24 protein-coding genes and 1 tRNA gene are annotated in these 25,550 nt (G+C 56.6%); 9 read left to right on the top strand and 16 right to left on the bottom strand.

The features are described 5' to 3' along the window. Window positions 1-136: 136 nt before the first annotated feature. Entirely contained in the window at window positions 137-3,226 is a 3,090-nt protein-coding gene (locus ACXADZ_RS13390) for an ATP-binding protein (RefSeq protein WP_475197057.1), read from the top strand. 24 nt (window positions 3,227-3,250) lie between these two features. Then, the gene (locus tag ACXADZ_RS13385) at window positions 3,251-3,994 is read left to right on the top strand and encodes a nucleoside 2-deoxyribosyltransferase (RefSeq protein ID WP_475197056.1); all 744 of its coding nucleotides are present in this window, start codon (window positions 3,251-3,253) and stop codon (window positions 3,992-3,994) included. A gap of 48 nt (window positions 3,995-4,042) precedes the next feature. Here the strand turns inward: ACXADZ_RS13385 and ACXADZ_RS13380 are convergent, their stop codons facing one another. From ACXADZ_RS13380 to ACXADZ_RS13365, 4 genes are read right to left on the bottom strand one after another with little or no spacing between them, the layout of a single operon-like run. Continuing rightward, window positions 4,043-5,080: an ACP S-malonyltransferase gene (locus tag ACXADZ_RS13380; protein ID WP_475197054.1), complete on the bottom strand. Its 1,038-nt coding sequence runs from the start codon at window positions 5,078-5,080 to the stop codon at window positions 4,043-4,045. Further along, on the bottom strand, window positions 5,077-7,266 hold the full coding sequence (locus ACXADZ_RS13375) for a dehydrogenase E1 component subunit alpha/beta (RefSeq protein WP_475197052.1): 2,190 nt from the start codon (window positions 7,264-7,266) through the stop codon (window positions 5,077-5,079). The genes ACXADZ_RS13380 and ACXADZ_RS13375 overlap by 4 nt, the downstream gene beginning before the upstream one ends. Window positions 7,267-7,277: 11 nt before the next feature. Continuing rightward, complete coding sequence (locus tag ACXADZ_RS13370; RefSeq protein WP_171668919.1) at window positions 7,278-8,480, bottom strand: acyl-CoA dehydrogenase; 1,203 nt, start codon at window positions 8,478-8,480, stop codon at window positions 7,278-7,280. Further along, window positions 8,477-9,652: a pyridoxal phosphate-dependent aminotransferase gene (locus ACXADZ_RS13365; RefSeq protein ID WP_475197051.1), complete on the bottom strand. Its 1,176-nt coding sequence runs from the start codon at window positions 9,650-9,652 to the stop codon at window positions 8,477-8,479. The genes ACXADZ_RS13370 and ACXADZ_RS13365 overlap by 4 nt, the downstream gene beginning before the upstream one ends. Window positions 9,653-9,750: 98 nt before the next feature. Here ACXADZ_RS13365 and ACXADZ_RS13360 point away from each other — a divergent pair, with 98 nt between their 5' ends. After that, window positions 9,751-10,656, top strand: a complete 906-nt coding sequence (locus tag ACXADZ_RS13360; protein ID WP_171091264.1) for a LysR substrate-binding domain-containing protein — start codon at window positions 9,751-9,753, stop codon at window positions 10,654-10,656. Between the two features lie 96 nt (window positions 10,657-10,752). On the opposite strand, the gene amaB is transcribed toward ACXADZ_RS13360, so the two are convergent. From amaB to ACXADZ_RS13345, 3 genes are all read right to left on the bottom strand, one after another. After that, entirely contained in the window at window positions 10,753-12,249 is a 1,497-nt protein-coding gene (gene amaB / locus ACXADZ_RS13355; RefSeq protein WP_475197049.1) for an L-piperidine-6-carboxylate dehydrogenase, read from the bottom strand. A gap of 18 nt (window positions 12,250-12,267) precedes the next feature. Next, on the bottom strand, window positions 12,268-13,374 hold the full coding sequence (locus ACXADZ_RS13350; RefSeq protein WP_475197048.1) for a saccharopine dehydrogenase family protein: 1,107 nt from the start codon (window positions 13,372-13,374) through the stop codon (window positions 12,268-12,270). A gap of 174 nt (window positions 13,375-13,548) precedes the next feature. Beyond that, window positions 13,549-14,418, bottom strand: a complete 870-nt coding sequence (locus ACXADZ_RS13345; RefSeq protein WP_475197046.1) for a hypothetical protein — start codon at window positions 14,416-14,418, stop codon at window positions 13,549-13,551. 182 nt (window positions 14,419-14,600) lie between these two features. Here ACXADZ_RS13345 and ACXADZ_RS13340 point away from each other — a divergent pair. Then, window positions 14,601-14,676 (top strand) — tRNA-Thr (locus ACXADZ_RS13340). Window positions 14,677-14,932: 256 nt separating this feature from the next. After that, complete coding sequence (locus ACXADZ_RS13335) at window positions 14,933-15,217, top strand: hypothetical protein (RefSeq protein WP_475197044.1); 285 nt, start codon at window positions 14,933-14,935, stop codon at window positions 15,215-15,217. 661 nt (window positions 15,218-15,878) lie between these two features. Here the strand turns inward: ACXADZ_RS13335 and ACXADZ_RS13330 are convergent. Together ACXADZ_RS13330 and ACXADZ_RS13325 are read right to left on the bottom strand one after the other, a co-directional pair. After that, window positions 15,879-16,172, bottom strand: a complete 294-nt coding sequence (locus ACXADZ_RS13330) for a hypothetical protein (RefSeq protein ID WP_475197043.1) — start codon at window positions 16,170-16,172, stop codon at window positions 15,879-15,881. Window positions 16,173-16,314: 142 nt separating this feature from the next. Further along, window positions 16,315-17,322: a helix-turn-helix domain-containing protein gene (locus tag ACXADZ_RS13325; RefSeq protein ID WP_475197041.1), complete on the bottom strand. Its 1,008-nt coding sequence runs from the start codon at window positions 17,320-17,322 to the stop codon at window positions 16,315-16,317. Window positions 17,323-17,459: 137 nt separating this feature from the next. Here ACXADZ_RS13325 and ACXADZ_RS13320 point away from each other — a divergent pair, with 137 nt between their 5' ends. The 3 genes from ACXADZ_RS13320 to ACXADZ_RS13310 all read left to right on the top strand — a co-directional run bounded on the left by ACXADZ_RS13320 (window position 17,460) and on the right by ACXADZ_RS13310 (window position 19,314). Next, window positions 17,460-17,657 (top strand): hypothetical protein, encoded by a 198-nt coding sequence (locus ACXADZ_RS13320; protein ID WP_475197040.1) that lies wholly within the window; start codon window positions 17,460-17,462, stop codon window positions 17,655-17,657. A 62-nt stretch (window positions 17,658-17,719) separates the two neighbouring features. After that, window positions 17,720-18,100, top strand: coding sequence for a hypothetical protein (locus ACXADZ_RS13315; RefSeq protein ID WP_475197038.1), 381 nt, complete (start codon window positions 17,720-17,722; stop codon window positions 18,098-18,100). After that, window positions 18,097-19,314 carry an HlyD family secretion protein gene (locus ACXADZ_RS13310; RefSeq protein WP_475197037.1) on the top strand — a complete coding sequence of 406 codons (1,218 nt, stop codon included), beginning with the start codon at window positions 18,097-18,099 and terminating at the stop codon, window positions 19,312-19,314. Before ACXADZ_RS13315 ends, ACXADZ_RS13310 begins: the two co-directional genes overlap by 4 nt. A gap of 372 nt (window positions 19,315-19,686) precedes the next feature. Here the strand turns inward: ACXADZ_RS13310 and ACXADZ_RS13305 are convergent, their stop codons facing one another. The 7 genes from ACXADZ_RS13305 to ACXADZ_RS13275 form a co-directional block, all read right to left on the bottom strand. Further along, window positions 19,687-20,832 (bottom strand): ABC transporter permease, encoded by a 1,146-nt coding sequence (locus ACXADZ_RS13305; protein WP_171092625.1) that lies wholly within the window; start codon window positions 20,830-20,832, stop codon window positions 19,687-19,689. Continuing rightward, entirely contained in the window at window positions 20,829-21,755 is a 927-nt protein-coding gene (locus ACXADZ_RS13300) for an ABC transporter ATP-binding protein (RefSeq protein WP_475197035.1), read from the bottom strand. Before ACXADZ_RS13300 ends, ACXADZ_RS13305 begins: the two co-directional genes overlap by 4 nt. After that, complete coding sequence (locus tag ACXADZ_RS13295) at window positions 21,752-22,702, bottom strand: HlyD family secretion protein (RefSeq protein ID WP_475198573.1); 951 nt, start codon at window positions 22,700-22,702, stop codon at window positions 21,752-21,754. Before ACXADZ_RS13295 ends, ACXADZ_RS13300 begins: the two co-directional genes overlap by 4 nt. A 122-nt stretch (window positions 22,703-22,824) precedes the next feature. Next, entirely contained in the window at window positions 22,825-23,157 is a 333-nt protein-coding gene (locus ACXADZ_RS13290) for a hypothetical protein (protein WP_475197033.1), read from the bottom strand. Further along, window positions 23,158-23,715: a haloalkane dehalogenase gene (locus ACXADZ_RS13285; RefSeq protein ID WP_475197031.1), complete on the bottom strand. Its 558-nt coding sequence runs from the start codon at window positions 23,713-23,715 to the stop codon at window positions 23,158-23,160. Further along, window positions 23,712-24,149 (bottom strand): GFA family protein, encoded by a 438-nt coding sequence (locus tag ACXADZ_RS13280; protein WP_475197029.1) that lies wholly within the window; start codon window positions 24,147-24,149, stop codon window positions 23,712-23,714. The genes ACXADZ_RS13285 and ACXADZ_RS13280 overlap by 4 nt, the downstream gene beginning before the upstream one ends. A gap of 1 nt (window position 24,150) precedes the next feature. Further along, the gene (locus tag ACXADZ_RS13275; protein ID WP_475197028.1) at window positions 24,151-24,528 is read right to left on the bottom strand and encodes a hypothetical protein; all 378 of its coding nucleotides are present in this window, start codon (window positions 24,526-24,528) and stop codon (window positions 24,151-24,153) included. A gap of 117 nt (window positions 24,529-24,645) precedes the next feature. Here ACXADZ_RS13275 and ACXADZ_RS13270 point away from each other — a divergent pair, with 117 nt between their 5' ends. Continuing rightward, window positions 24,646-25,239 carry a TetR/AcrR family transcriptional regulator gene (locus ACXADZ_RS13270; protein WP_475197026.1) on the top strand — a complete coding sequence of 198 codons (594 nt, stop codon included), beginning with the start codon at window positions 24,646-24,648 and terminating at the stop codon, window positions 25,237-25,239. Window positions 25,240-25,550: the final 311 nt, after the last annotated feature.

The raw sequence follows: 25,550 nt of genomic DNA, 5'->3' as shown, positions 1-25,550 counted from the left end.
CGGTGTTTTGACACGAGGTCTGACTATTCCGTTGACTTATCACAAAACTTGACCTTGTGACACCTTTGCGTGTTTGTTTGAACAATACCTGGATTTTGACCAGAATGTTTTTTCATTTTTGCGCGCAGGTGACTTTATGGCGAAGACCTCCGCTGGTACTCAAAACAACTCTGGGCTTAGCGGTGAGCGTCGGCGGCTTGTTCTTGCGTTTGTCGATGTTGTGGGCTCAACCGAGTTAAGCACCAGGATGGATTCCGAAGATTTCGCTGACTTGATGCTGGCGTTTCAAAAGTTCGGAAGCCGGACATTCGAGAAATTTGGTGGAAAAATTGCCCATTATCTGGGCGATGGTCTTCTTGTCTATTTTGGATATCCACAGGCGCAGGAAAACGATGCCGAACGGGCCGTGCGCGCGGCTTTTGAGATGCTGCAAGGATTGGGTCAAGTTGGCCAGCCCCGGCTTAAATCGCCACTACAAGCGCGCGTGGGTATCCACGCCGGACCCGTGATCGTGGGGCAAAGCAGCGATGGTTTGGGCGATATCCTATTGGGCGAAACGGTGAATGTTGCTGCCCGCATCCAATCAGCCGCATCGCCCGGAACGATCTTTACAAGCGAATCTGCCCTGCATCTTCTGAAAGGAAAATTCGCGTCCCGACCGCAACCCCCGGCCCGGTTAAAGGGGCTTGTGAATGAAGTTGTTCTTCATCAATTGCGCCAATCCACGCCAGCGAAGCGATCAGTGGCGCGGCCCCTCAGCACGCTGGTGGGACGAGAGGAAGAGCTATCCACGCTGACCTCAGAATTCGAGGCTGTGCTTAGCGGCACACGGTCCAGTGTTAGCCTTGTGGCTGACCCCGGCGTGGGCAAGAGCACGTTGATCGACAGGTTTCAGGCTGGTCTGTCCGAAACGCCGCATACCTGGCTAGAGGCGAGATGTGATGTTTTGCAAACCGGCGCGGCTTTGCATCCGTTCATCGAGTTGGGGTTGAAAAGCCTTGGAATAGCCGACCCACAGAATACCGAAGACGCTGCGTTTCGGTTGAACGAGGGGTTGGCAGCTTGGGATGAAAGGCCGGAAAACGCGTTTCCCGTCATCGCCAATTTTTTGGGACTCCGGGTGCCAGAGTTATCGGTTTTGGCCAGTGAAAGCCCTGAAAGCCTGCGCAAACTGACGCTGGAAACACTGGTTCTCTGGATCGAGTTTTTGTCCAATCAACGCCCTGTTGTTTTGGTATGCGAGGATCTGCATTGGAGCGATGCAACAACGATCGACTTGCTAAATCTGATGTTGCAGAGGGAAACGCCGGCAAAGCTGTTGTGCCTTGTCACGTCGCGGAACGCCAAACACGGTATCGACAAAAAGTTGATTGGTCGTGTGATTGAGCTGTCGTCACTTGCAAATTCAGAGGCGCACCAGCTTATTCGCGCGATTGACGCTGCGCAGCGTCTGAACACCGAAGACATTCAGCAATTGATTGAGCGGGCGCAGGGTGTGCCGCTGTTTCTGGAAGAACTGACACGGCAAGCGCTGCGTGACGAGGTCGGGCACCAATCTCTCATTCCTACGTCGCTCGACGGCCTTGTCATGCAACAGCTTGATCGCTTGCCCATGAGCGCCAAAGGCACTGCTCAGGTTGCTGCGGTTTTGGGGCAGGCTTTTGATCAGACGCTGCTTGCGGCGGTGTCTGAACTTGATGCGGAAGGTTTGGATGCATCAATTGATGTTTTGCTGGATGCTGATCTGATCCGGCGTCATGCGGGTCAACCGGGCAGCTATTTCTTCCGCCATGCTCTGACACGCGACGGTGCTTATGGCACGTTGCTGCGGCAAAGGCGCAAGACCCTTCACGCAGCGACGGCGGATCAGTTGATGACGCAATTCAGCGGACAGGGTGACTTGAACCCGTCTGTCGTCGCCTATCACCTTCTGGCGTCCGAACAATTCACGCCAGCCGCAGAATGGTTCAAAAAAGCGGGGCGGAGTGCTGCAAAGCAGGCTGCGGTAGAGGATGCCGCGACACTGTACAGACGTGCTCTGGAAGCGTTGGAGGGTGCTTCGGAAACGCCCGAACGCCACAATTCAGAACTGTCGTTGCAGATACTGTTGGGCAACGCATTGATGGGTGTGCGTGGATTTGGATCCGATGAAATTGTACCGGTTTGGGAACGCGCCCTGAGCATTGCGGAAACGCTGAAGGATTACGATGAGCGGTCATCGGCGCTCAATGGTCTGGCCGCATATTGGATTGGCAAAGGCGATTGCGCAAAGGCCTGCGATTTTGCACTTCAGATATTGTCGTGGTCAGAACCTGCCAACCATCGCATTGGTATGCTTCGGGCGCATTCATCGCTTGCGAATGCAAAGTTTCAAATTGGCGATGTGAAAGATGCGCTGGATCATGCCGAAACGGCGGTCTCACTCTATCAACCTGATGACTTTGCAAACGTAACATATGGTGTTGGAACCGATCAGGGCGTTGTCGCCTATGGGGCTGCAGCGGCGTCGCATTGGTGGTTAGGGGACGCGCAAACCGGACTGAGACGGGCCCGTCAGGGTGTCGCTCTTGCCGAGGGGCTTGAATCCGCCCTGAGCCTTGCTGCAGCCCAGTCTTATTTGGCACTTATTCACCACTACCGCGGGGATGAAGAACTCGCATACGAGGTTGCTGACGAAACAGTGTTGTTCTGCGCCAACCTTGGGATACCGTTTTGGCAAGGGTTGTGCCTGTTGCTGCGCGCTGGTCAAAAAGTCGATCAGCCTGCAAAACGTCTGCAAGACATAGAAGCGGGGCTTGGAATTCTGTCGGGCAGCGGCAGCCAATCCGCTGTGGGATTGGGTTTTTCCATTATGGCCAGCGCGCAGGCAGATCAGGGCAACCCCGAGATCGCGTTGGGTGTGTTGCAAACGGGCAGCCAGATGTCGGCGATGTTGGGTCAGCATTTCTGGGACGCTGAACTAAAACGATTGTTGGGCGTGGTTCAGGCAACAATGGGCGACCGCACAGCGGCGGTTGAAAGCGTGTCCGAAGCCGTGGACTTGGCACGCGGTAACCACGCCCGCTCGTTGGAATTGCGCGCGTTACTAACCCTGGACGATGTGCTTGGGTCCGAGGATCGGACCACCCGAAATCGATTGGCGACTGTCCTAAAAGCACTTGAGCCTGGGACTGACACTGTGGATGCGCAAAAGGCATCCCGTGTCCTCGCTTCTGTGAATTCCTGAAGTCAATTTGTGGAGCTTTTTCAAATGTCAGAACAGATCGTGTATTGCTCGGGGCCGATGTTCAGCGTCGGGGACCTTTGGGAGCAGCAGAACATTGCCGCCGTGCTAGAAGCCGGAGGGTTCACAACCTATTTGCCGCAGCGTGACGGGCTTGAAGTGGGCAAGTTAATGGCGCTGCTTCTTGATCCCCAGATTTCTTCGCAGGAAGGGCAAATTGCGCTCTCGATCGTGCGCAAAGTCACTTATTCGCTGGATATTTATCAGTTAATCGGCCGGTGCACATGTCTGGTCTTCAACATGGATGGGCGTGTGCCTGACGGTGGCAGTCTTGTTGAATTTTCCATTGCCTATGCGGCTGGAAAACCAATCGTAATTTACAAAACCACGCCGATCACAATGCTGGCCGGGACCGACAACCCCATGATCGAGGGGCTGTCTACCAGTTGGACCTATGTCCATGACACAGTCGATATCGTTCCGGCCCTGCAGGCCCGTATCGCGGCGCAATCCGATGCGGACTATGTGTATACCCCGCCACCGGTCGTTGGTCTTGTACTTGAGGTTGGTTCAAGCGTCGCAGACAAGAACTCGAAACTTCGGCAAATCCTCGCGGCGATTGCTGCTGCACCAACGGGGCCGGATGCGTTGAAAGAAGCCAAGGCACTTTTGGAATGGGCCAAGACGGACAAGGCCTTTCAAGCGGCTTTCGGGTCTGGTCAAACAAGTTTCCTGGGCGCTGACGGACAGCATAAACTTGTCAGCCTCTAGCCAGCGATAACTCTCGGCTATTGGCCCCGTTTGAGATCGGGCGTCAGGTTAAGTGACCAGCGCCCTTTGATCATCCATACCCATTGAAACCAGCAGTGGTTCTTCGCGCTGCCTGTTCTGGAAAGATGCCTTAGCGCTCAGCCCGTCCCAGTTGCTTAGGATCAGGGATTGTGCCACGGCACCGCCCAGCGTGGTGCCCGGACCCGCGACAATAAACAGGTCAGGCGCGAACTCACGTGCGGCCTGCGCTATCGCGTGGGTGAAGTTGTAGGTCTCCGTGACCTGATGACCCAGCGTATACTCCCACAAAGCGTTTGTGTCGCAAGCCCCAGGCCACCAAATCTGGCCTCGACCGTCGATCATTGGCAGACTCGGCTGTTGGAAAAGGTCTGCGCCCAACTGCGCGCGACCCTGTGCGGCCACGGGGGCTTGAAGGTGTGAATGAAAGCCCGCGTGATTGGCAAGGCGCAGGGGGAAGCGGTCCTGTACCACCGGTACGGCTTTTTCGAACGCGGCCAGCCCGGTCTCATCCCCGGCCAGCACAAGCATTCCACCCAGATCAATTGACAGAGTCAGCGTCGCGCCCGTTCCGTTGATCTGATCGACCAGAGCCAAAAGCTTAGCCTTGCGGACAGGATCCGGGTGCCAATCCGCGTTCAGGAATGGATAAACCAGTTGCCCGCCGATCATGTTGTCCTGCATCAGCGTGCCCATGGTGTTGACCACCTCGAACCCACTTTCGGCGGTTAGCGCACCCGCGCAGGCCAGGGCCGAATACCAACCCATCGAGTTTCCCGTCACCGCCACCACGTCGATCTTTTCAGGGTTGATGGTGCGGAAATCGCCCAGTGTAGCGGCATAGATCAAGGCTGATGCATTGTCGCCGCGTGTGTGTTTCGCAACCGAATACCGTGCCGCGCCGTCCAGCGCAGTCAGAGTTTTTTGTCCCTGCGCGCTGCGCATCTGGTCGAACCGCGACAACAGAGCCTTGTCCGAAAATTGCCGCCCCAGCACACCAAGTTCGGATTTATTATACGTACCCCGACCGGGGCAGATGACAACGGCGGTCTGTTTTCCTTTGCTCATACCTCAGTCTCCATCAGGCGCCGCGCCGCGGCCTCGATGCTGTCTTTGGACGGCATTGTGGCGGCATAGGCCGGGCCGGTTGAGATGAAGCTGTCTTCGGCCGTGATGCGGGCCAGTGGCACAGTTGCCGTTTCGTGGAAATGGGCCATCAGGGCCTCGGCCACACCGCCATGATGGCGGGTTTCGTCAACGATCAAGATACGTTTGGCTTCGGCAACTGCTTGGGTTAGCGCATCCTTTGGCAAGGGTGACAGCCAACGCAAGTCAACGATCCGGGTTTTGATGCCATCCGCCTGCAACGCCTTTTGCGCTTGGTGGCTGAGATAGACGCCATTGCCAAAAGTCACGATGGCCAGATCGTCCCCGCCACCTTCTACGCCGACCTCCCCTAACTCGATGCGCTCGGAAGGGTCGGGATAGGTTTGCATCCACCCACCATCGCCCGTTTCGTGCAAATCCCGCATCGGATAGAGCGCGATGGGCTCAAGGAAGACAACGAGCCGCTGTTCTTCGCGCGCCAGACGGACACATTCCCGCAGCATCCGCGCGGCATCAGCGCCGTTCGACGGGCAGGCTAGGATCAGGCCCGGAATGTCGCGCAGTACTGCGACCGAGTTATCGTTATGGAAATGCCCGCCAAAGCCTTTCTGGTATCCCAGCCCGGCAATACGCACGACCATCGGGTTGGTGTATTGCCCGTTCGAGAAGAAGGGCAGGGTGGCCGCCTCGCCACGCAGCTGGTCTTCGGCATTGTGCAGATAGGCCAGGAACTGGATTTCCGGCATCGGAACAAATCCGTTTTGCGCCATACCGATGGCAAGACCTAGGATCGATTGTTCGTCCAGCAAAGTATCGATCATCCGGTCGGGGCCGAAGCGGGCCTGCAATTTTTGTGTCACACCATATACGCCGCCCTTGCGTCCGACATCTTCGCCCATCATCACGATTTCGCCGTACTCCAGCATCAGATCGGTCAGTGTCCAATTGATCAGGCGCGACATGATCTGAGGCTCGGATTGCGCCTTTAGATCGCTGCCGAAAACTTCGGCTCTTTGCTCTGGGCTTGGGCCATTGGTCTGCGCGCAGGGACGCGTGGGCGGGATCAAACTGGCCATCACGTCACTTGCTGTTTTCAGTCGCGGGCGAGTGACGGCTTTGTCTGCGACACGAGCGACTCGTGCGCAGGTGTCGATATAGACGCCCAAGGCGTCCTCGGGCTGCATCGCCCCGGATTGTTCCAGCAGGCGGGCAGAATGCAGCAGGGGATCGTTGGTCTCCTCTGCCTCAACTTCTGACTTCGGCAGATAGGTGGTCGGCATATCTGCCCCGGCATGACCGTAAAGACGCACAGTGCGGACATGCAGGAAGGCGGGTTTGCGACGGCGGCGCACATAGTCGGCCGCCTCTTGCGCGACGCGGAATGTGTCGAACAGATCAAGCCCGTTGCAACTGAAGTATTTCAGTCCCGGCCGGTTCCGGAAGGTGGCTGCGATCCAGCCCTGAGGTGTCTTGGTCGAAATGCCAATGCCGTTGTCTTCACAGCAAAACAGCAATGGCAGAGGGACCGATTGGAACGACGTCCATTGTGCAGTGTTGAACGCCCCTTGCGCGGTTGAATGGTTGGCCGAAGCATCGCCAAAGGAACAATAGACAATCGCATCATCCGGCATGTCAGCATGTTCGGGGCGATGGCGGCGGGCCGCGCCAATGGCATAAGCCGCGCCCACCGCTTTGGGCAGGTGGCTGGCAATGGTTGAGGTCTGCGGAGGGATACTCAGCGCCTTGGACCCCAGTACCTTGTGCCGCCCGCCGCTGATCGGATCTTCAGAGGATGAGGCGAAGGACAGCAGAATATCCCAGGTTGGGCTTTGCCCTGGAACCTGATCAGAGCGGGCGATTTGAAAGGCAGCATCGCGATAATGCAGAAAGGCCGGATCGGTCGGACGCAAGGCGGCGGCAACAGCCGCCATGCCTTCGTGCCCGGAAGAGCCGATGGTGTAAAACCCCTGACCGGCTTTCTGCATCGCGCGGCTTTGCCGATCCAGCGCCCGGCTGAGGCATTGTGCGCGATACAGCCCAACGGCCTCGGTCTGGGTCAAAGGGCCAGCAGGGGCGTTACCTGCGGGGAAATCCTGCGCCGCCACGCGACGCAGGAAGTTTTCGTGCACAATGGCTGCGCGATCCATATCGAATGTCCTTAGGCGAAGGCTTGCAGGCCCGTTTGCGCGCGCCCCAAAATCAACGCGTGTACGTCGTGGGTGCCTTCATAGGTGTTCACCGTTTCCAGATTGACCATGTGCCGGATGACGTGGAAATCCTGACTGATACCGTTGCCGCCATGCATGTCACGGGCGTGGCGCGCGATCTCAAGTGCTTTACCGCAATTGTTGCGCTTGATCAGGCTGATCATCTCGGGCGCGGCGCGGGCTTCGTCCATCAGGCGACCCACGCGAAGGGCGGCCTGCAGGCCAAGCGCAATTTCGGTTTGCATGTTGGCAAGTTTCAACTGGAACAGCTGGGTCTGCGCCAAAGGCCGCCCGAATTGCTTGCGATCCATCCCGTATTGATGTGCGGCGTACCAGCAAGCTTCGGCTGCGCCCATGGTGCCCCAGGCAATGCCATACCGCGCGCGGTTCAAACAGCCGAACGGCCCTTTGAGCCCCTCGACATTAGGCAACAACGCATCTTCTGAGACTTCGACATTGTTCATCACGATCTCACCGGTGATCGAGGCGCGCAGTGACAGTTTGCCTTCGATCTTGGGCGCAGACAGTCCCGCCATGCCCTTGTCCAGAACAAAGCCTTTGATCTTGCCATCATGTGCCTCGGACTTGGCCCAGACCACAAACACATCCGCGATTGGCGCGTTCGAGATCCACATTTTCGAGCCATTTAGCACATACCCGCCTTCGGTCTTTTTCGCGACGGTCTTCATCCCGCCAGGGTCCGAACCTGCGTCGGGTTCGGTCAGGCCAAAACACCCAATGAACTCGCCGCTGGCCAGTTTCGGCAGGTATTTCTGGCGTTGTTCGTCGGTGCCGTAGGCATAGATCGGGTACATCACAAGGCTGGACTGCACAGACATCATCGAGCGATATCCGCTGTCGACACGCTCAACTTCACGCGCCACAAGGCCATAGGTCACGTAGCTAGACCCGATGCCGCCGAATTCTTCGGGGATGGTGGTGCCCAGCAGCCCCATCTCACCCATTTCGCGGAATATGCCAGGGTCGGTTTCTTCTTTGGCAAAGGCTTCGGTCACGCGCGGCAGCAGCTTGTCCTGCGCATAAGCACGCGCGGCGTCGCGCACCATGCGCTCGTCTTCGGCCAATTGATCTTCCAGCAAGAAGGGGTCTTCCCAGGTGAAGGGGCCAAGCTGCGGGCGGGATTGTGGTTTCATGAGAGTTTCCTTTCTACAGCTGATTTAAGGCGTTCAAGACCAGCTACAATTGTATCTTGGGCGTAAGCGAAGCTCAGGCGGAAATGTCCGGGCAAGCCAAAAGCACGACCGGGGACAAGGGCGACACCGGCATCTTCCAGGGCCCAGCCGCAAAAGTCCGCATCATTTTTGAAGGGTCCGCCGCGATCTGCAAGCAATTCCGCGCAAGAGGGGAAGGCATAAAAGGCCCCGTCTGGCGCGTCACAACGCAATCCAGGAACCGCGTTCAGCCCGGCAACCACAAGATCACGGCGTTGGGCGAACAGGTCGCGGCGTTCTTCCAGTAAGCTTGGGTCACAGGTGATGGCCGCCAAAGAGGCCCATTGCGAAATCGAACACGCGCCCGAGGTCACCTGACCTTGCACTGCCACCATCGCCTTGATCAATTCGGCCGGTCCGATCCCCCACCCGATGCGCCAGCCAGTCATGGACCAAGCCTTGGCCACGCCATTGACGACCAACATGCGTTCGGTAAGTTCTGGTGCGGCTTCGGCTACCGAGGTGAAAGGGACAAAGCTGAGGTGCTGATAGATTTCATCCGCCAGAACCCAAATCTGCGGGTGCCGTGCCAAAACGGCGGACAGCGCGGCGATTTCATCTTGCGAATAGATGGCCCCGGACGGGTTCGACGGTGTGTTGAGCATCAGCCAGCGGGTACGGGGCGTGATCGCGGCCTCAAGCTGTTCAGGCAGTAGCTTGAAACCCTGTTGCATCGGGCAGGGTAGGACAATCGGCGTTCCGCCCGCCATGCGAACAATATCGGAATAGCTGGTCCAATAGGGCGCGGGCATGATCACCTCGTCGCCGGGGTTGAGGCTGGCCAGCATGGCATTAGCAATCACCTGTTTTGCACCGGTCGACACGATGACCTGTGCCATCTCGACCCTTGCCTGCCGGGCGATCTCGCTACGCAGATCGGGGATACCTGCGGTTGGCGGGTATTTTGTCTTCCCGTCTTGCGCTGCGGCGTGGGCCGCCTCAACCACATGTGGCGGCGTGGGCAAATCCGGCTCACCCGTTGACAGCGCCACAATATCGCGGCCATCCGCGCGTAAACGGGCAGCACCCTCGGAAATCTGCACGATCTCAGAGAGTTCGATCCCGTTTAGCCGCTCTGCACGTTGGAACAACATGGCATTTCCTTTGAAATTCAGCATGAAACTAATGCCTAAATTACTTGAGAAAAACACCTCAATAGGTATCTTTTCTGTGACTAACGCTCATGGATGTCATGCCCAGGATTAACGCTCTTCCGTCTCTTGCCCTGATGCGCAGTTTTGAGGCCGCCGCGCGCCATGAAAGCTATACCATGGCGGCAGAGGAACTGGGCGTTACGCAGGGCGCGGTCAGTCGTCAGGTGCGCGAGTTGGAGGCGGCGATTGGTGTCACGTTGTTTCGACGTGTCGGGCGCGCGGTGCGCCTTTCCAAGGCAGGACGCGCGTTGCGCGAGGAACTGGCAGGTGATCTTGAACGCCTTAGCGGCACGATCAACCGCGCCATTGCTGCTGGGGATGGTGCAACGCTGTTGACCATGGCTGTACTGCCTACCTTTGCGTCGCGATGGCTGGTGCCGCGCCTGGCCGATTTCAAAGCGTCACATCCCGAGATAGTACTGGACCTTCATTCCTATACGACGCCATTTAGCTTGGAAGAAAGACGCGTGGACGTTGCCATTCACTTTGGTCACGAAGACTGGCCGGGTGCCACGCTGCGCAAGCTGTTCCCGGAACATCTGGTGGTCACGGCTGCGCCTGCACTGGTGGGCAGCGCTGGGCTGGAGGAAAAACAAGATGTGTTCGATCTTCCGCTGTTGCATCTCACGTCTCGGTCCCAGCAATGGTCAGATTATCATGCGAGTCTGGGGTTGGATGCGCGTGCTGTGTTCCCAGGTATGCGTTTTGATCAGTTTTCGATGCTGATCGAGGGGGCCGTGGCCGGGTTGGGGGCTGCGATCCTGCCGTCTTATCTGATCGAGGCCGAGTTGGCCTCGGGAACGCTTGTCGAGATTGGTCAGATCGCGAACATGTCGGGCAGCGCGTATTACGTCGCTTTTCCAACAGGGCAGAAAAATGAAGCGGTTCAGCTCTTTTCGAACTGGTTGATCAAACAGTCGAAGCAACGGCGATCAGCCGGGTAGCTATGAGGATCAAAAAAGGCCGCACCGGGTTTGCCCTCCTGATGCGGCCACCTTGTTTTGATTTCTAAGGCTGCTGTTTTGTGAGTTGCACAGGTCTTAGATGTCGAACTTCACACCCTGTGCCAGAGGCAATTCAGCAGAGTAGTTCACTGTGTTTGTTTGCCGACGCATATAGGCTTTCCACGCGTCCGAGCCGCTTTCACGTCCGCCGCCCGTTTCCTTTTCACCGCCGAACGCGCCGCCGATCTCGGCCCCTGATGGCCCGATATTGACGTTGGCGATGCCACAATCGGATCCGGCTGCGGTCAGGAACTGCTCGGCCTCGCGCATGTTCAGGGTGAACACGCAAGAAGACAGCCCCTGTGGCACATCGTTTTGCAGCTCGATGGCCTCGTTGAAATCCTCATAGCCCAAGACATAAAGGATAGGCGCAAATGTTTCGGTCTTCACAGTATCGGACTGTCCGGGCATCTCGACGATCGCGGGTTCCATATAGACGCCGCCGGGGACACCTTCGGTCACGCGGTTGCCGCCGAACACCTTACCACCTTCACCCTCTGCCGCCTTCAGCGCAGCTGTCATGGCTGCGCCCGAGGCTTCATCCACCAAAGGCCCGACCAGAGTGCCTTCAGCCATTGGGTCGCCGATGGGCAAACCAGAATAAGCTTTCTTGAGGCGGGCCACCAATTCGTCCTTGATCGAGTTGTGAACGATCAGGCGGCGCAAGGTTGTGCAGCGCTGACCTGCGGTGCCAACGGCCGAGAACACAATGGCGCGCACGGCCATTTCCAGATCTGCCGAGGGGCCAACGATCATCGCGTTGTTACCACCCAGTTCCAGAATGCACTTGCCAAAGCGCGCCGCCACGATGGGCGCCACCGCACGACCCATGCGAGTCGAGCCGGTTGCCGAGATCACGGGTACATCTTCGCTTGAAACCATAGCCTCGCCCAAAGCCGCGCCGCCGATCACGGTCTGCAACAGACCGTCAGGGGCGTCGCCAAAACGAGCCAGAGCGCGTTCAAAGATCTTCTGGCATGCCATTGCAGTCAGCGGTGTCTTCTCGGACGGTTTCCAGATCACCGGATCGCCACAGACAATCGCCAGCGCCGCGTTCCACGACCAGACTGCGACCGGGAAGTTGAAGGCCGAGATGACACCGACCGGCCCGGCAGGGTGCCAGGTTTCCATCATCCGGTGGCCCGGACGCTCGGACGCGATGGTCAGACCGTAAAGCTGCCGCGACAAACCAACGGCAAAGTCGCAAATATCGATCATCTCTTGCACTTCGCCCAGACCTTCGGACGTGATCTTGCCGGCCTCCCAGCTCACAAGTGCTCCAAGATCGTCTTTGGCTGCGCGCAGTTCTTCACCCAGCAGCCGGATCAACTCGCCCCGCTGCGGTGCGGGCACCACGCGCCAGGCTTTGAACGCAGCCTGCGACCGGGCGATGATCGAGTTCATCTCAGCGGCGGGCGTCTCATGTACGTCGGCCAATACACGACCATCGATCGGAGACGTCACCTGCAAGGTGCCGCCGGTCAATTCAGCCACAGTCAGGTCCAGTTTCGAAAGTGTGGTTTCTGCTGTCATTACAACGTCTTTCATGTCTCAAGCCGCTTTGTTTTGAGGGGTTGCATCACCAGCGCGATAGAGCGCGCCAAATTCAGTGTTCAGGAAGTCGGGCAGCTTCACCTGCTCTTGCCGGACAAAGCCTTTCGAAGGCAGCGCACCCGTGCGCATCAGGTCGACAACACCCAGAACGCCTGCGGCTGTCGTGACCTGAATGGCGCTCCAGGTCTGGCCGCTGATGTCACGGGCAAAGCTTTTGTTTATCAATGATTTCTCACGCAGCGCGCCGTCGATCATGCCCTTGGCGGTGCAGTAGACCAGAACAACGTCCTGATCGGTGCGGGGCAGGGCGGACTCGAAAATCTCTTTCAGCAGATCGCGGCGACGTTCCAGTCCTAGGTCATGCAACAGCAGTTTCAGAATATCGCAGTGACCGGGATAACGGATCGACCGATACGAGACCGACCGCGCCTTACCTTCCAGCGTTTCGGGCAATGTGCCCAGCCCGCCCGAAGTATTGAAACATTCGTATTCCACGCCGTCATGTCCCAGAATCTCGTAGTCTTCCAGCGGCGCGGTCTTGACCCGTTGGCCGTTCACGATGGCATCGCAGGGGTTGCAATACTCGTTGATCAGCCCGTCGGTTGACCAGGTCAGGTTGTATTTCAACGCGTTGGTCGGATAGAGCGGCAGTGCACCCACGCGCATGTGCAGGCTGTCGATTTCATCAAACTCAGCGGCCAGAGATGCCCCCGCGATTCCAACAAAGCCCGGCGCCAGCCCGCATTGCGGCATGAACGCGGTCTGGCTGCCCTCGGCCAAGGCGCGCACAGCGTTCGTGGCAGCCACATCCTCGGTCAGATCAAAGTAATGCGCGCCTGCTTTTTGGGCCGCCTCAGCAATCTTTGGTGTCAAAAAGAAGGGTGCTGCGGAAATGACGGCATCAAAACCGTTCAGAGCTGCGGCCAAACTATGCGGGTCGCTGGCGTCGACCTGCTTTGTGGGAACACCAAGCTTTGCAACTTCGGCTAGTGATTTCAGGTCGTGATCCGCAACAGACACGGTGTAATTTGGCGATGCTTTCAGCAGGGTCGCGATCATCTGCCCGATTTTGCCTGCGCCTACGATACACACATTCCAGGACATTACTGTCTTTGCCTCCCAATTTATGCCTCACTTAACGATGGTTCGCAGGCTGTTCGGGTGGCAGGGTGAAATGTGACGAAACGTACAGGTATTTTGACGTTATGACGGATAAATCGGAGTTATGACGGATCAGAGGCAGGCATCTGAGGTGCTACCTGATACGGTGATCGAAGGTTACAACACGCGAATATCTGACATGGTGCGGATGGCTGCCATGTCCTGCGCATAAAGCTCTGTAAACGCGTCAAATATGTCCGTGTTCCACCCAGGCAAATCCAACTCTTCCTCAACCTGCTCGGGGCGCGCTAGATCCTCGAGGACTTGCGCCAATTCTTCGCGTTGGCCTTGCAAATCCAAGGGTGTGCGCCGCCCAAGGATCTCCTGCACTTGTCGTTGCCCTGCATCGGTCAAAAGCGACGACAAAAAGGAATACTCATCGGCAAGGAGGGTCTCAATCGGCAACCCCGTCATAGCCCGGATAATATCTCCCCAGATCAGAGGTAGATTTTCGTTTTCCCATACGGTCAGTTTAAACTGAGGCGCAAGTTCGCGCAGGTCTTCGATCATGCTGAGCCAACTGAGGCAACTGAGGTCGGTGCTGGCCAGAATATCTCGCCGGTGGTCTTCGTGAATGGACATCAGCGTTTTGGGAATGAAAAGTCCGGGGTTCACCAGGCCGACAAACAGCTCAAGCTGCGCGCCTTCCAAAAGGGTCTCGGTAAAGGCTGCCCGCCGTCCCGCAAAAGGATAAATCTGACCATGTTGCAATGCAGTCCGTCGGGGCCCAAAGAACTTGTCGCTCGACAAAATTACACGCTCTAGGTTGACGTCTTGTGGAAAAAGAGGGGCCAGACTGTCCCGCGTTTCTTCGATCGATGTCCCATGGATCAGTGCATCCGACATGATCTTGACGAATTGTCGGGACATGCGCGGGCCCATCGGAGCAGTCTTCATCTCAGCCAACATCTGTCTGTTTGCAACAAGCGACGACAAAATGTTGCCTTCATCGGCAAAGGCTGCACCGGCATGAATGATTACCCGCATGTCGTCTTCCGTACCCCCAGCCAATGTGCCCAGCCTTGCACATGTCCTTCACTTTACCAGACGTATGCGGTGTTTCTGCCTGTGTGGTTTTTTGCACTTTCTCAGGAAAACGGACAATACCCTAGTTCAAGTTGAAAATGAGGCTTGCAGTCCCCCGCCAGAGGAAGTAATCGACTGCCAATGCCCCTATAGCTCAGCTGGTAGAGCAACTGATTTGTAATCAGTAGGTCCGCGGTTCGAGTCCGTGTGGGGGCACCATTTAAACATTAAAAATCAATTAGTTGCGGGCAAACTGGCCGCGCAATCCTGCTGCCGGTCAGGCGATCAGACATATAGCAGACATTTCGCACAGGCCGACATTGTCAGCCACAGGGGCCGCGATTCTCAGCGCACTCTTCGATGCAAATGAGCGTGAGAGTTGCGCAAAACAAAACGCCAACTACATAGTTGAAACTTTCCGTTAGTGCTCGCGTCTAAAATGTTTAGTATCATCTTGATACTATAGGAGAATCTTATGGCTGTTTATGTGGTTACGTGGAATTTGAACAAAGAGAAGTCAAATTACGCGGCTGCTCGTAGCGCTTTTATCAAGCAATTGGAAACTTACACTAACAAAGCAGACTCTGGCTTGGAGTTGGTAAGGTTTATTTCTACAAATCAAAGCGCCGATCAAGTCGACGCCCATCTGCGCAAGAAGCTGGACACGAACGACCGACTTCTGGTGTCGAAAATGAATAACGGTGAGCATCAGGGGTGGCTGAGCAAAGACACATGGGAATGGATCAATGCCCGACTGTAGTTATGACGGGATTGCCGACGATCTTGCACCACGACCTTTTTGACGGAAAAGCCGCCCCTCCTGTAAATCCCGGCTTGGTACAGTGACCACAGGGTGCGTTGTCATGTGGGCGGCGTATCTCAAGCGCCTTTTTCAGCCGGAAATCTGGTGCATAAGTAAATGGACACCTCCATCTAGATCGGACCCCGCCCCCCGCCTATGGGTGGGTAGCCAATTCTCCATGTCTTTATGATAGACCGACTGTGCTGTTGAATGGGCGGCGAGGTATTCCGCTCAATCGTTGCTGTTTCGTTGCCCAAACGGACAAGCTCTGGGTTTTCGGGCACGCTGGCTTCAGTTGTCGTTGCTGCGGATGGCGAGGCTGCTGCCAATCCCAGAAGCACTTGGCGGCGATTTGTAATCGTGTTGCGCATAGTTCTATCCTTTCTCGTGATGTATTGAATCAATTCGCTGCGTACTTGGTGCGTGTTCCACCGGGCGAGGGTCCAAAACAAAGTTGCCACCCGGCTCGTTTCTCGAGCCGAATGGCAACCTATCAGAAACTGTGCGAGTTCTGTGCGGATGGTCAGTCAAACTGCGTCTGGATGCTAACAGGGCATGCTGACCGGTCGGGTTTGTTCGGCTGTGTTTCTCCTATTTCTGTTTCGTTGGCGGTCGAACTTTAGTCGTTCCAGTCTTTGTGTTCTTCCTTGAAGTCGTCGCGGCGCTCCTGGGCTTCGTCCTGCGCGTCTTCGAAGTTGTCCTTCTGGATCGCACCACCCACGGCGCCAACTGCGGCACCAGCGGCAGCGCCACCTACAATGTTCTCGCCAGCAATACCGGCGATCGTGGCACCGACAACTGCGCCCTTGATCGCTTTGTCGGTGACGTAGTCGGCCTGAGCCGTGGCTGCCATGGTGATTAGAAGCGCGCCGGAGATCGGGGCGATAAAGAGTTTCTTATTCGAGGTCTTCATAGGGTTATCCTTGTTCTGGGTCAGCAACCACCGCGGCTGCTGTGTGCCATTGAACTAGGTGACCCGATGGCCCGCTTTCTTTTGGAGACGGGACAAGGTTTTGTGGATCTTGGACATCTTCCGCCCTTTGGCGCTAAGCCCTTTAGCGACCAGCTTTGCGGAACCTGGCGGGCGTTTCGCCTGTCCATCGCTTGAACGCCACCGAAAAGGCGGCCTGATCCGCAAACCCAAGCATGAAGGCAACACGGGCAACACCCTCACCACTACGAAGCATACGCTTGGACAGGTCGCATAACACCCCTTCCAAGAGCAACTTAAAGCTTGTTCCCTCGGCCGACAGGTGCCGGGTCATAGTGCGCCGCGTCAGTCCAAGCTCTCCGGCTATATCGTCGCCGTTTGGTATCGGTCCGGGAAGACGCTCCCCGAGCATATCTACAATGCGGTCGGACAGACTGCGGACTGCATCAGGCTGCGCCTTCAGTTGTTCTTCCCCGTGCCTACGTAAATGCCCCAATAGAGTGGGGTCTGCCGTTGGTATCCGAAAACTCATGCCGTTTGGGGGCAAAGCCAAGGCGTATCCGGACTTGAAACCTGAGACTTCACATTCGGCCAATTCGGCCAGCAGCCGGCAGTGCTCGGTATCGTCCGTTTCCAACTCGATCGAGATTGCTGCGAGCCCGCCAGAGGTGATTTGTTGAACTCGCTTATAAAGACCGAATATCAGCATTTCACGGTGGCGAGGGTATTGATGCGCCGGGATTACACTGCTCTCCAGAGTGATCTTTGGCTCTTCGGGCGCCCCCACAACGTCAAGACGCAAGTCAGGATCCTGCATTGCATAAAAGCGTTGCGTCAAGGCTAGCGCGTCTTTCACCGTTTCGGCTGCCCGCACGATGTAGGCCAGAAGTGTTCCGGGACCTTGCGCCGAAAGCCCAACCCGCGCCGCAAAGGTTTTATCCTCCAAAACCCGGCACGCAGTTTCAACCGCACCCGCCTCATGAAGCAACTCGACAGTGGCGTCGGGGCTGTCGAGTACATCCGAAGGCGCTCCAGCCATTTCCAGAACTTCAGGAAACGGAATGCGCGCGCCAGGTTCTTGCGAATAACGCAGCCCAACGTTTTGCAGTCTGTAAGCGCTAATGCGTGGCACTGTTACGTCCTCCCCTAACTTGCACGCAACTCCCTGCAGTCACTGCAATTGTCCAGAAGCCAATAACAAATGTCCAGAACGCTCAGGATCGCAAGCGCGATGACGGTTAGGTCCGGGTCATCAAAAAGGAAACGACCATGATCTACTTCGCAAGGTACTATCGCGTACTGAAGGCAATCCAAAACTCCGCCAAGCACGAGTGGTCCGGGGGGAATATCCACGGTCTGCACGGTTCGACACTTGGCGAGAAAACACCGAACGGGCGTCGTTGGGATCCACCCTACGCCCCGCAGGAACAGCCCCCAGAACCCGCACAACAACCAACCGAGAATTGACGTTCTCAAGACACAGAAAATCTACTCGCGCAGCTTGGCTGCGCAACAAAAGGAGCTGAAATATGAAACCACCCGCGTTCCTGATAGCGCCAATACTTGGCGTCATCTCAACTCCGGCGTTTGCCGCTGGCGGCGACCCCAGATGGTGGGTCGCGCCCAATCAAACCGACACCTATGCATGGGTCGGCTTGGTCGTTCTCGCCCTTGCGATCCTGCTGGTCGTACACCTCTATGCGCGCTTTGAGCGTTACACTGAACACAAATCAATCGGCACTCCGCTGCGTACAACAATTCCGACGATGCTCACTGTCGCCTTGGCGTATGAGTTGATGCCTGCCCTGAGCCACTTCAGCAGTCTACTGCCGGGCGCCCTAATCCTGACCGCAATCGCCCGCGACTTCATGTTGTGGTGGCGTCCGTCGAAAGAGGAGTTAGTAAAATGATTGAGCTTCTCGTCACATCTTTTCCGTTTGTCCTGCGCGTGATCTATTTGAAATGGCGCGGGCTGCCAGTCACCCTGTACAATGTTCACCGGGCGCTCTTCATGTGGTTCGTCCTGGCCCTGATCGTGTTCTTTGCCGTGTTCTACTACTACCCCAAATCCTACACTGGCCTCGTGCCTTTCAGAACTGTTCCGGTCGTTGCCGAGAACGGTGGAACCGTCACAGATATCTATGTAAAGGGCGGTGATCGGGTAGAACCGGGCGATCCGCTGTTTGCCGTCGAGAACGCGTCTGAACAAGCCGCCGTAGAACTCGCAACTCGCAAAGTTGAAGAGATAGAAAGCGCGAAACTGGCTGCTGAATTGCAAGTCCAGACCGCGCAGGCCGTTCTAGATGCCGCGATCACCGCTAGAGAGCAGGCCGAATTGATACTTATGGATCACGAGGCACTTCAAGCAAAAGGCTCAGCGGCATTTCAAGTGAGCCAGTTGGAACGTGCCCAGTCAACCTTGAGCACACGAGAGGCAGAGGTTGAGGCTGCTGAAACGCAACTTGGAGTGGCACATGTTCAGGCAACGGCTGTTTTGCCAGCCCAACTTGCATCAGCGCGTGCATCGTTGAAGCAGGCTCAAGTGGAGCTGTCAAAAACTCTGACTCTCAGCTCAGTCGACGGTGTAGTTGAACAAGTCACCCTGAACGTTGGTTCGCGCGCAGCGCAAGCCGCAATGAGCCCAGCCATGCTGATTGTACCGGAACGGAAAGACTCAGAAAAAGGGCGTATCGTTGCTGGTTTCTCGCAGGTTTCTCGCACCGAACTGTACGAGGGAATGGCCGCAGAGGTGGCGTGCGAAAGCAACTTCAACATTTCGATGCGGAATACTGTTCTTCCGGCAAGGATCGTCCGAATTCAGGAGCAGATTTCTTCCGGCCAGCTTGCGCCCAGCGGTCGCCTGATTGAACCCAGTGAAAAGGCGAAACGGGGTCAGATCGTTGTGCATCTCGATCTGGTGCACCCAGAACACCGCGAACTTTTGGTGCCGGGTAGCGGTTGCATCGTCCAGTCCTACACCACCAATTTTGAAGGTGAAATGGAAGGAACTCTTGTCGCCCACGGGATCCAGGCTATGGGAATAATCAAGGCAGTCGGATTGCGGGTTAAAGCTTGGTTCGGTCTGACTTCGGGTATCGGCTTGATCGGTGGCGGACACGCCTGACTTCCCAAAGACTCCCCTATTCAATAAACACGGCTCCCGATAAACGTTGGGAGCCGTTTCTACTACTCACGTACAGACCGCGCGCCCAAAAAGCGATTTCTGTCAAGGCTTTCCGCTGCACGTCGAACGATTTATAGGTCCGCTCAGGCGGTCTTTTGTAGGAAAAAGACGACTACATACAGTGGTCCGTAATGTCAGCTTTGTCCGCAGAGCGGACGTTTAGTTGAATTCAAGGAACGACTGCTCCGAGCCCACTTTGAGCGATGCAGCGTGATGCCCCAATCGCAACAGAGCGCAGAAAGCTGACTTTGCAATGTCTTGGGTACAGGTCGTAACAGAAGTTTTTTTTCAGTATTCCGGGCCTTGCCGTCTTCAACCCAACCGTTTCTTGAATCTTAGAGTCGCCGCCAGCAACCCGAATGCCGCAAATCCGATCATCCAGAGAATTCCCCAGCGCAACTCGTATAGCGAGGCGTCACGCAGGACCACGCCGCGGATCATGTCCATGAAGTGGGTTGCCGGCAGGACCTGTGCGATCATTTGGACGGGTTGTGGCATACCGTCGAAGGGGAACATGAAGCCCGACATTAGGATCGAGGGCAATAGGACGAAGATGGTCATCTGCATCGACTGCAATTGGTTCTGCGCGAGCGTGGAAATCACCAGTCCAAGCGACAGGCTGGCGATGATGAACAACAAGGTCACCACAAGTAACGTGCCCAATCCGCCGTTTATCGGGACATCGAACAGGACGTGCCCGAGGCCGAGGATGATTGCGACCTGTATCAGGCCGAGAAAAATGTAGGGGATAATCTTGCCGATCATCAGTTCGATCGACTTGATTGGGGTGTTGATCAGCATCTCCATATTACCTCGCTCGCGTTCGCGGACGATGGCCGCTGAGGTGAACAGGATCATTGTCATGGTCAGGATAACGCCGACAAGACCCGGCACGATATTGACCGCCGACCGCTGCTCGGGGTTGAAGTAAAGCGTTACCTCGAACGTCGGCACCTGCCGATTTGGTGCTTGTTTCAGCAGTTCTGTTAAAGGCATCATGCGCAGGGATTTGATTGCGCTGGCCACCATAGTGTCCGAGCCATCGACGATCCAATGTGCAACCGGTCGGCTGCTTGTTTGGTCGGTTGCGTTGGCCAAGCCCAGCCCGACGGACGGGCTGCGGGCAAGGCGTTGGCTAACGTCCCTAGGGATGATCAGCGCGGCACGCACGCGGGACTCGGTGATCGCGCGTTCGGCCTGCTGTGGGGTGGTCAGCTCTTCGGTGATGGTAACAACCTGTGTGGCTTGAACTATCTGTGCCAGCGTACGCGACAGCTCGGTTCTCGACTCATCCACCAGCGCCACGGGCACGTGCCGAAGGTTGGTGTTGATCGCATAGCCAAACAGCAGCAGTTGGATCAGCGGGATCATGATGACCATGGCGAAGGTCATCCGGTCTCGTCGCAGTTGCAGCAGCTCTTTCTTCAGAACAGCAGTGATGCGGCGTGGCGAGATCACTGTTCTGGCCCCCGTGTGGCGCTGACGAACACGTCTTCCAGATTTGGTCGCTGCGGGGTCAGCGACAGGTTGGGAAACGCAGTAAGTCGGCCGCGCAACATGTCCACCGGCTGAGGTTCGGATTTATCTACCAGCACTCGCAGCCTCGATCCGACTTGCGCGGTCGACAGGATCTTGGACTGGCCGTCCAACGCGTGTTTGACCTTGCGCAGGTCCGGTCCTTCAACCTCGACAACATCAGCCTGCAGATCATCCATAAGCTGGCGCGGAGACCCGTCTGCCTTTTTCACGCCGTGTTGTAGGATCGCCAGTTGGTGACAGCGCTCGGCCTCGTCCATAAAATGGGTCGACACGATCATTGTTGCACCCTGATCTACAAGGTCAAACAGCTGCTCCCAGAACGTTCGACGGGTTTCGGGATCTACAGCCGAGGTCGGTTCGTCCAGAAACAGCAGTTTCGGCCGGTGCAAGACTGTCGCCGCAAGGGCGAGTTTTTGTCGTTGTCCGCCGCTCATGCTGCCACTGAGCTGATGAACGTTGGCCGTCAGGTCGTAAGTATGAAGCAGCTCGTCGATCCGGCCTGCTGCCGACTTCGCTGGAATGCCATAGATATCCGCCGCGAACCGGAGGTTTTCCAGCACTGTCAGGTCGCGGTAGTACGAGAAGATTTGAGTCATATACCCGATCTCGTTCTTTAGCGGCTCAGCCGCCTCGGGCATCGACCGATCCAAAACCGAGATCGCTCCACTGCTGGGGGTTAGCAGGCCGGTCAACATGCGCATGGTCGTTGTCTTGCCGCAGCCGTTGGGGCCGAGAAACCCGTAAATCTGACCCTTTCTGATCTCAAGGTCCAGATTGTTAACGGCGGTGTTTTCTCTGAACCGGCGAGTCAGACCCTGCGTCGAGACGACGATATCACTCATGGCATAGGGACCTGCACGGGTACTCCGGCGGGCAGGTCTGGGGATGCGGTGGGCAGGTCAATCTCAGCCAAATAGACAAGCCGGGTTCGGTCGTCCTTGTTCAGCCCGTAATAGGGGGTGAAGGACGAGTCGTCGCTGATCCACCGGATCACGCCGTCCAAAGGATCGGCCAACCCATCAACGCGCACTTCCAGCGTATCGCCGGGTTTCAGACTGACGCGATGCGGCTCAGGCAAATAGACGCGCGCGTAAGGCGTCTGGCCCGTGACCATCACGGCAACCGGGCTGCCGGATGTTACTCGTTCACCCAAATTCCACGGCAGGGAATCCAGCACGCCGTCGCGGGTGGCCGTAACCGTCAAGTCGTCCAAAACGGTTTGCTCGGCGGAAACCAACGCTTCGGCGGCCCGTACGTTGGCTTCGGCAACCGCAAGGTCTTCGGGGCGGGTGCCGTTCTGCAGCTCTTTCAGCGATTGCTGAGCGCTGGCCAGTTCTGCCCGCGCAGAATCGCGCAGGGCCAGATCATTTGCCACCTGCGCTTCGGTCACGACCGAGTTCTCGACCAGTCTGGCGTTTCGGTCATAAATGGCTTCGGCATCGGAAAGGCGCGCAACAGCGCCCGCGACTTTGGCTTCGGCTATCGCAATCTCTTCCTCGCGCGGCCCCACCTGCAGTTTCAGAAGCGTGGCCTGTGCCTTTTCCAGTTCAGCCTGCGCCAGCGCCAGCTTTGCGCTTTGCAGTGTGGGGTCAAGCTGAACCAGCGTGTCGCCTGCCCTGACCACGGCGCCTTCGGCAATAGGCAAATCGACGACGATTTCGCTGGCTGTCGCGGTTAGAGCCACCCGGTCGCGCGCCAGTACGCCCAAAGCCACGCTGGAATCGGATCCGGAGCACCGGTCCAGAAAGGCGGGCAGTAAAGCCGCCAGTATCAAGGGTATCGGGATCATCAAATTCAACAGTGTTTCCCTCCGGTGCTTGGCCTTTGAACACGCTGGATAATAGTCAAAGTATACAATCAGGAAATCTGATTTATGTATACGGCTCAACCGCTAAACTTGGCAGCACTGGTTTATGCGGGCAGTCGTGCCAACCACTCCTCCAGTTTTTCTCCGATCAGATGGGGGTTATCCTCCTGCAGAAAATGAATACCTTTCCCGATATCCACCACTTCTAGATTCTGGATGGTCTGACGACACCATTCGACCTCTTTAGGCCCGATGGTGCCTCCGGGCGTTGCATGGAACATCAGCATCGGGGTTTGCGTTTCTCCCAGCCAATGGCTGTAGGCGCCGACGATCTCATGAACGTCCGAAGGTGCGTCGTCGATCGGTATTTCACAAGGCCACACCCGAACTGGCTTGCGACTTCGTGCTGTGGGAAAAGGCGCACGATATTGCGACATTTATTGCGGCGTCAAATCACGCACAATGGCGCTTGGCAGAATTTTTTCGACGAACAAATTCAGCCCCGAGATCATCATCCAACCCAGACCGGGCGTCCGCATCAAGCGAAACCCGACGCGGAAGTCTGGCGGAAATCCGGCCCAGGTCATTGGATGCACGACGCCTTCCATGAAGGCGATGCCGCGTATGTTCTCCGGATGCCGGTGCGCATGGTGGAACCCCAATGCGGAGCCCCAATCGTGAATGACGAGCGTCACGTCCTTCAGTCCCAGCGCCTTGATAAATCCGTCAACGTAGGGGACGTGATCGACAAAGCGGTAGGGAGTATCCGGCTTATCCGACTTGCCCATACCGATCAGATCCATTGCGATAGCGCGGTTTTGCCGGGCGGCATAGGGGATGATGTTGCGCCAAAGATAGGATGAGGTCGGATTGCCGTGTAGAAATAGAACCGGTGCGCCTTCGCCTTCGTCAACATAGTGGATGCGCTGCCCATCCACCTCGACATACTTCGATTCAAACGGGAAGTCGGGTGAGATCTCTTGTTCGGTACTCATTGAGCCGCCCTTTCAGAATTGTGCGTTTCTTCGATCAAACTCAGCGCCTCATCATACCAAGTGGGGCGGGACGCCCAGCCGACAATCGCGTTAACGGGTTGGGTCGGCGGGCGTAATAGGCTGCCAACGAGGACAACCAGAAACTTGCCGTTCCGTGTCTCGAATGGCAGCGTCGTCCCGCAGTTTCGGCAAAACGCCCGACGAACTTGGGAATTGGGCACGTCACAGGTGGTCAGTATGTCTTTGCCTTCCAGCCACTCGATCTGATCGGGCGTGGTGAACGCATTCGCAACATGGGCCGAGCCTGAGGCCCTTTGGCAAAAGCTGCAATAGCAGAGTTTGAAGGCGGCCATGTTGTCTTGCACCCGATAGCGCACTGCGCTGCAGATACATTGCCCCTCGATCTTGTTCGGGTGAACCATCGAAGGGTTCATCTTAGCCGTGATACGCAAAATACGCGCGGACAGATGCGGTGAAGGTCAGGCCCATGCTGATGATTGCGATGACAAAGCCGATGACCGCGGTGGCCGGGATTGAGACCAGACAATCAATGGCAATCGCAGCGCGGATGCCGAATAGGCTGCGTTTGAGGATGGACGCAACGATGCTGGAAAATGTCACCATGTACCCCAGCATCGTATAGAGCATCAGGTTGGCGGCCTGCGGGCCGACCAGCTCTCCGACCTGTAGCCCGTAGAACTTGAACGCGGCGAAGAAGCCAAAGGCCAGCAGGATCTTCAACGCGTTCAGAATGAAGATCACGCGCAGAGCGATGGGCTTTGAGGCCCCGGTTGTTTGGTCTATGGCGGTCACATCAGGTCTCCGTTTCAGTTGGGCCAAACGGCGTTTGCAGCCGCGCGCTCACAATGCTATCCATGTGGATAGTAATTTATTACTATCCAGACGGATAGAAAATGCAAGGAGAAATCTGTGGCGCGAAAACGCAAGACGGATCACGACAGTGCCGTGGCAGGTGCGCTGGACCTGTTCTGGCGGCGAGGATACCACGGTGCCAGCACGCGGGAGCTTGAGCAGGAGACGGGGCTGACCCGGTTTACATTGCAAACCACCTATGGCGGGAAAGAAAAGTTTTTCCTAGAAACTTTGGATACTTATCTGAACAATGCCGAGGCCCAACACTTTCCCGACCCCGACACCTATTCGCTGGATGATCTGGCTGGTTGGTTCCGGGGCATCACGTCAACGGAGCGGATGCCAAAGATTGAGGATGCTGGGTGTCTTGCCTTTAATTCGATTAGTTCATTCGACCGCTCTGATCCCGAGGTTAACGCACGAATCGAGCGGTACCTGACCGCACTGGAGGGGCGGTTTGCGGCGATACTGAGCCAGGCAAAGGATGACGGAGCCATCCGTTCCGAGACCGATCCGGATGAGGCCGCACGGGTGCTGATCGGTCTTTTGCTGGGCCTTCATACGATCATGAAAGCTCGAACCTCAGATCAGTTTCCGCAGAGCTACGCCGAGGCGGCGGTCGGGCTGATTGAAGGATGGAAAAACCAATAAGTTATCCAACGTACAGGCGCGCCTAACCTCTTGCAGCGTAAGAACAGCGCGCCTGCAACGAATTTCTGGATGGTCGACTGCCTCTGCTGTATTCCGGGTGACTATTGAGTGAACGCTTTGGTGAAGCCGTAGTGCAGCGCGCGCAGCTTACTCAACGGCAGGTTTGGGCCGTTATCACAAAAAATCTAACGAACTGATTTATCCGCAGCTTTGTCCCGCGATGCGGTCCTTCTCGATATTTTGACAAACGTCTGCAACGAGCCCACCGCAGACTAAGAATCTATCGCAAATGAAAGCTCATTTGCTGCTTC

This window comes from Ruegeria sp. ABM4_193, from assembly GCF_056158705.1.
The sequence above is the reverse complement of the archived record's forward strand: the minus strand, read 5'-3'. Positions and strand labels throughout refer to the sequence as shown.

Bases quoted from the DNA above. Each gene is read 5' to 3' on its own strand.
- ACXADZ_RS13295 (WP_475198573.1), bottom strand. From the start codon at position 22,702: ATGATCCCGATACCCTTGATACTGGCGGCTTTACTGCCCGCCTTTCTG.
- ACXADZ_RS13330 (WP_475197043.1), bottom strand. From the start codon at position 16,172: ATGAAGACCTCGAATAAGAAACTCTTTATCGCCCCGATCTCCGGCGCG.
- ACXADZ_RS13390 (WP_475197057.1), top strand. From the start codon at position 137: ATGGCGAAGACCTCCGCTGGTACTCAAAACAACTCTGGGCTTAGCGGT.
- ACXADZ_RS13310 (WP_475197037.1), top strand. From the start codon at position 18,097: ATGATTGAGCTTCTCGTCACATCTTTTCCGTTTGTCCTGCGCGTGATC.
- ACXADZ_RS13320 (WP_475197040.1), top strand. From the start codon at position 17,460: ATGATCTACTTCGCAAGGTACTATCGCGTACTGAAGGCAATCCAAAAC.
- amaB (WP_475197049.1), bottom strand. From the start codon at position 12,249: ATGACAGCAGAAACCACACTTTCGAAACTGGACCTGACTGTGGCTGAA.
- ACXADZ_RS13280 (WP_475197029.1), bottom strand. From the start codon at position 24,149: ATGAACCCTTCGATGGTTCACCCGAACAAGATCGAGGGGCAATGTATC.
- ACXADZ_RS13335 (WP_475197044.1), top strand. From the start codon at position 14,933: ATGGCTGTTTATGTGGTTACGTGGAATTTGAACAAAGAGAAGTCAAAT.
- ACXADZ_RS13315 (WP_475197038.1), top strand. From the start codon at position 17,720: ATGAAACCACCCGCGTTCCTGATAGCGCCAATACTTGGCGTCATCTCA.
- ACXADZ_RS13345 (WP_475197046.1), bottom strand. From the start codon at position 14,418: ATGCGGGTAATCATTCATGCCGGTGCAGCCTTTGCCGATGAAGGCAAC.
- ACXADZ_RS13365 (WP_475197051.1), bottom strand. From the start codon at position 9,652: ATGTTGTTCCAACGTGCAGAGCGGCTAAACGGGATCGAACTCTCTGAG.
- ACXADZ_RS13285 (WP_475197031.1), bottom strand. From the start codon at position 23,715: ATGAGTACCGAACAAGAGATCTCACCCGACTTCCCGTTTGAATCGAAG.
- ACXADZ_RS13350 (WP_475197048.1), bottom strand. From the start codon at position 13,374: ATGTCCTGGAATGTGTGTATCGTAGGCGCAGGCAAAATCGGGCAGATG.
- ACXADZ_RS13300 (WP_475197035.1), bottom strand. From the start codon at position 21,755: ATGAGTGATATCGTCGTCTCGACGCAGGGTCTGACTCGCCGGTTCAGA.
- ACXADZ_RS13380 (WP_475197054.1), bottom strand. From the start codon at position 5,080: ATGAGCAAAGGAAAACAGACCGCCGTTGTCATCTGCCCCGGTCGGGGT.
- ACXADZ_RS13375 (WP_475197052.1), bottom strand. From the start codon at position 7,266: ATGGATCGCGCAGCCATTGTGCACGAAAACTTCCTGCGTCGCGTGGCG.
- ACXADZ_RS13370 (WP_171668919.1), bottom strand. From the start codon at position 8,480: ATGAAACCACAATCCCGCCCGCAGCTTGGCCCCTTCACCTGGGAAGAC.
- ACXADZ_RS13360 (WP_171091264.1), top strand. From the start codon at position 9,751: ATGCCCAGGATTAACGCTCTTCCGTCTCTTGCCCTGATGCGCAGTTTT.
- ACXADZ_RS13385 (WP_475197056.1), top strand. From the start codon at position 3,251: ATGTCAGAACAGATCGTGTATTGCTCGGGGCCGATGTTCAGCGTCGGG.
- ACXADZ_RS13290 (WP_475197033.1), bottom strand. From the start codon at position 23,157: ATGTCGCAATATCGTGCGCCTTTTCCCACAGCACGAAGTCGCAAGCCA.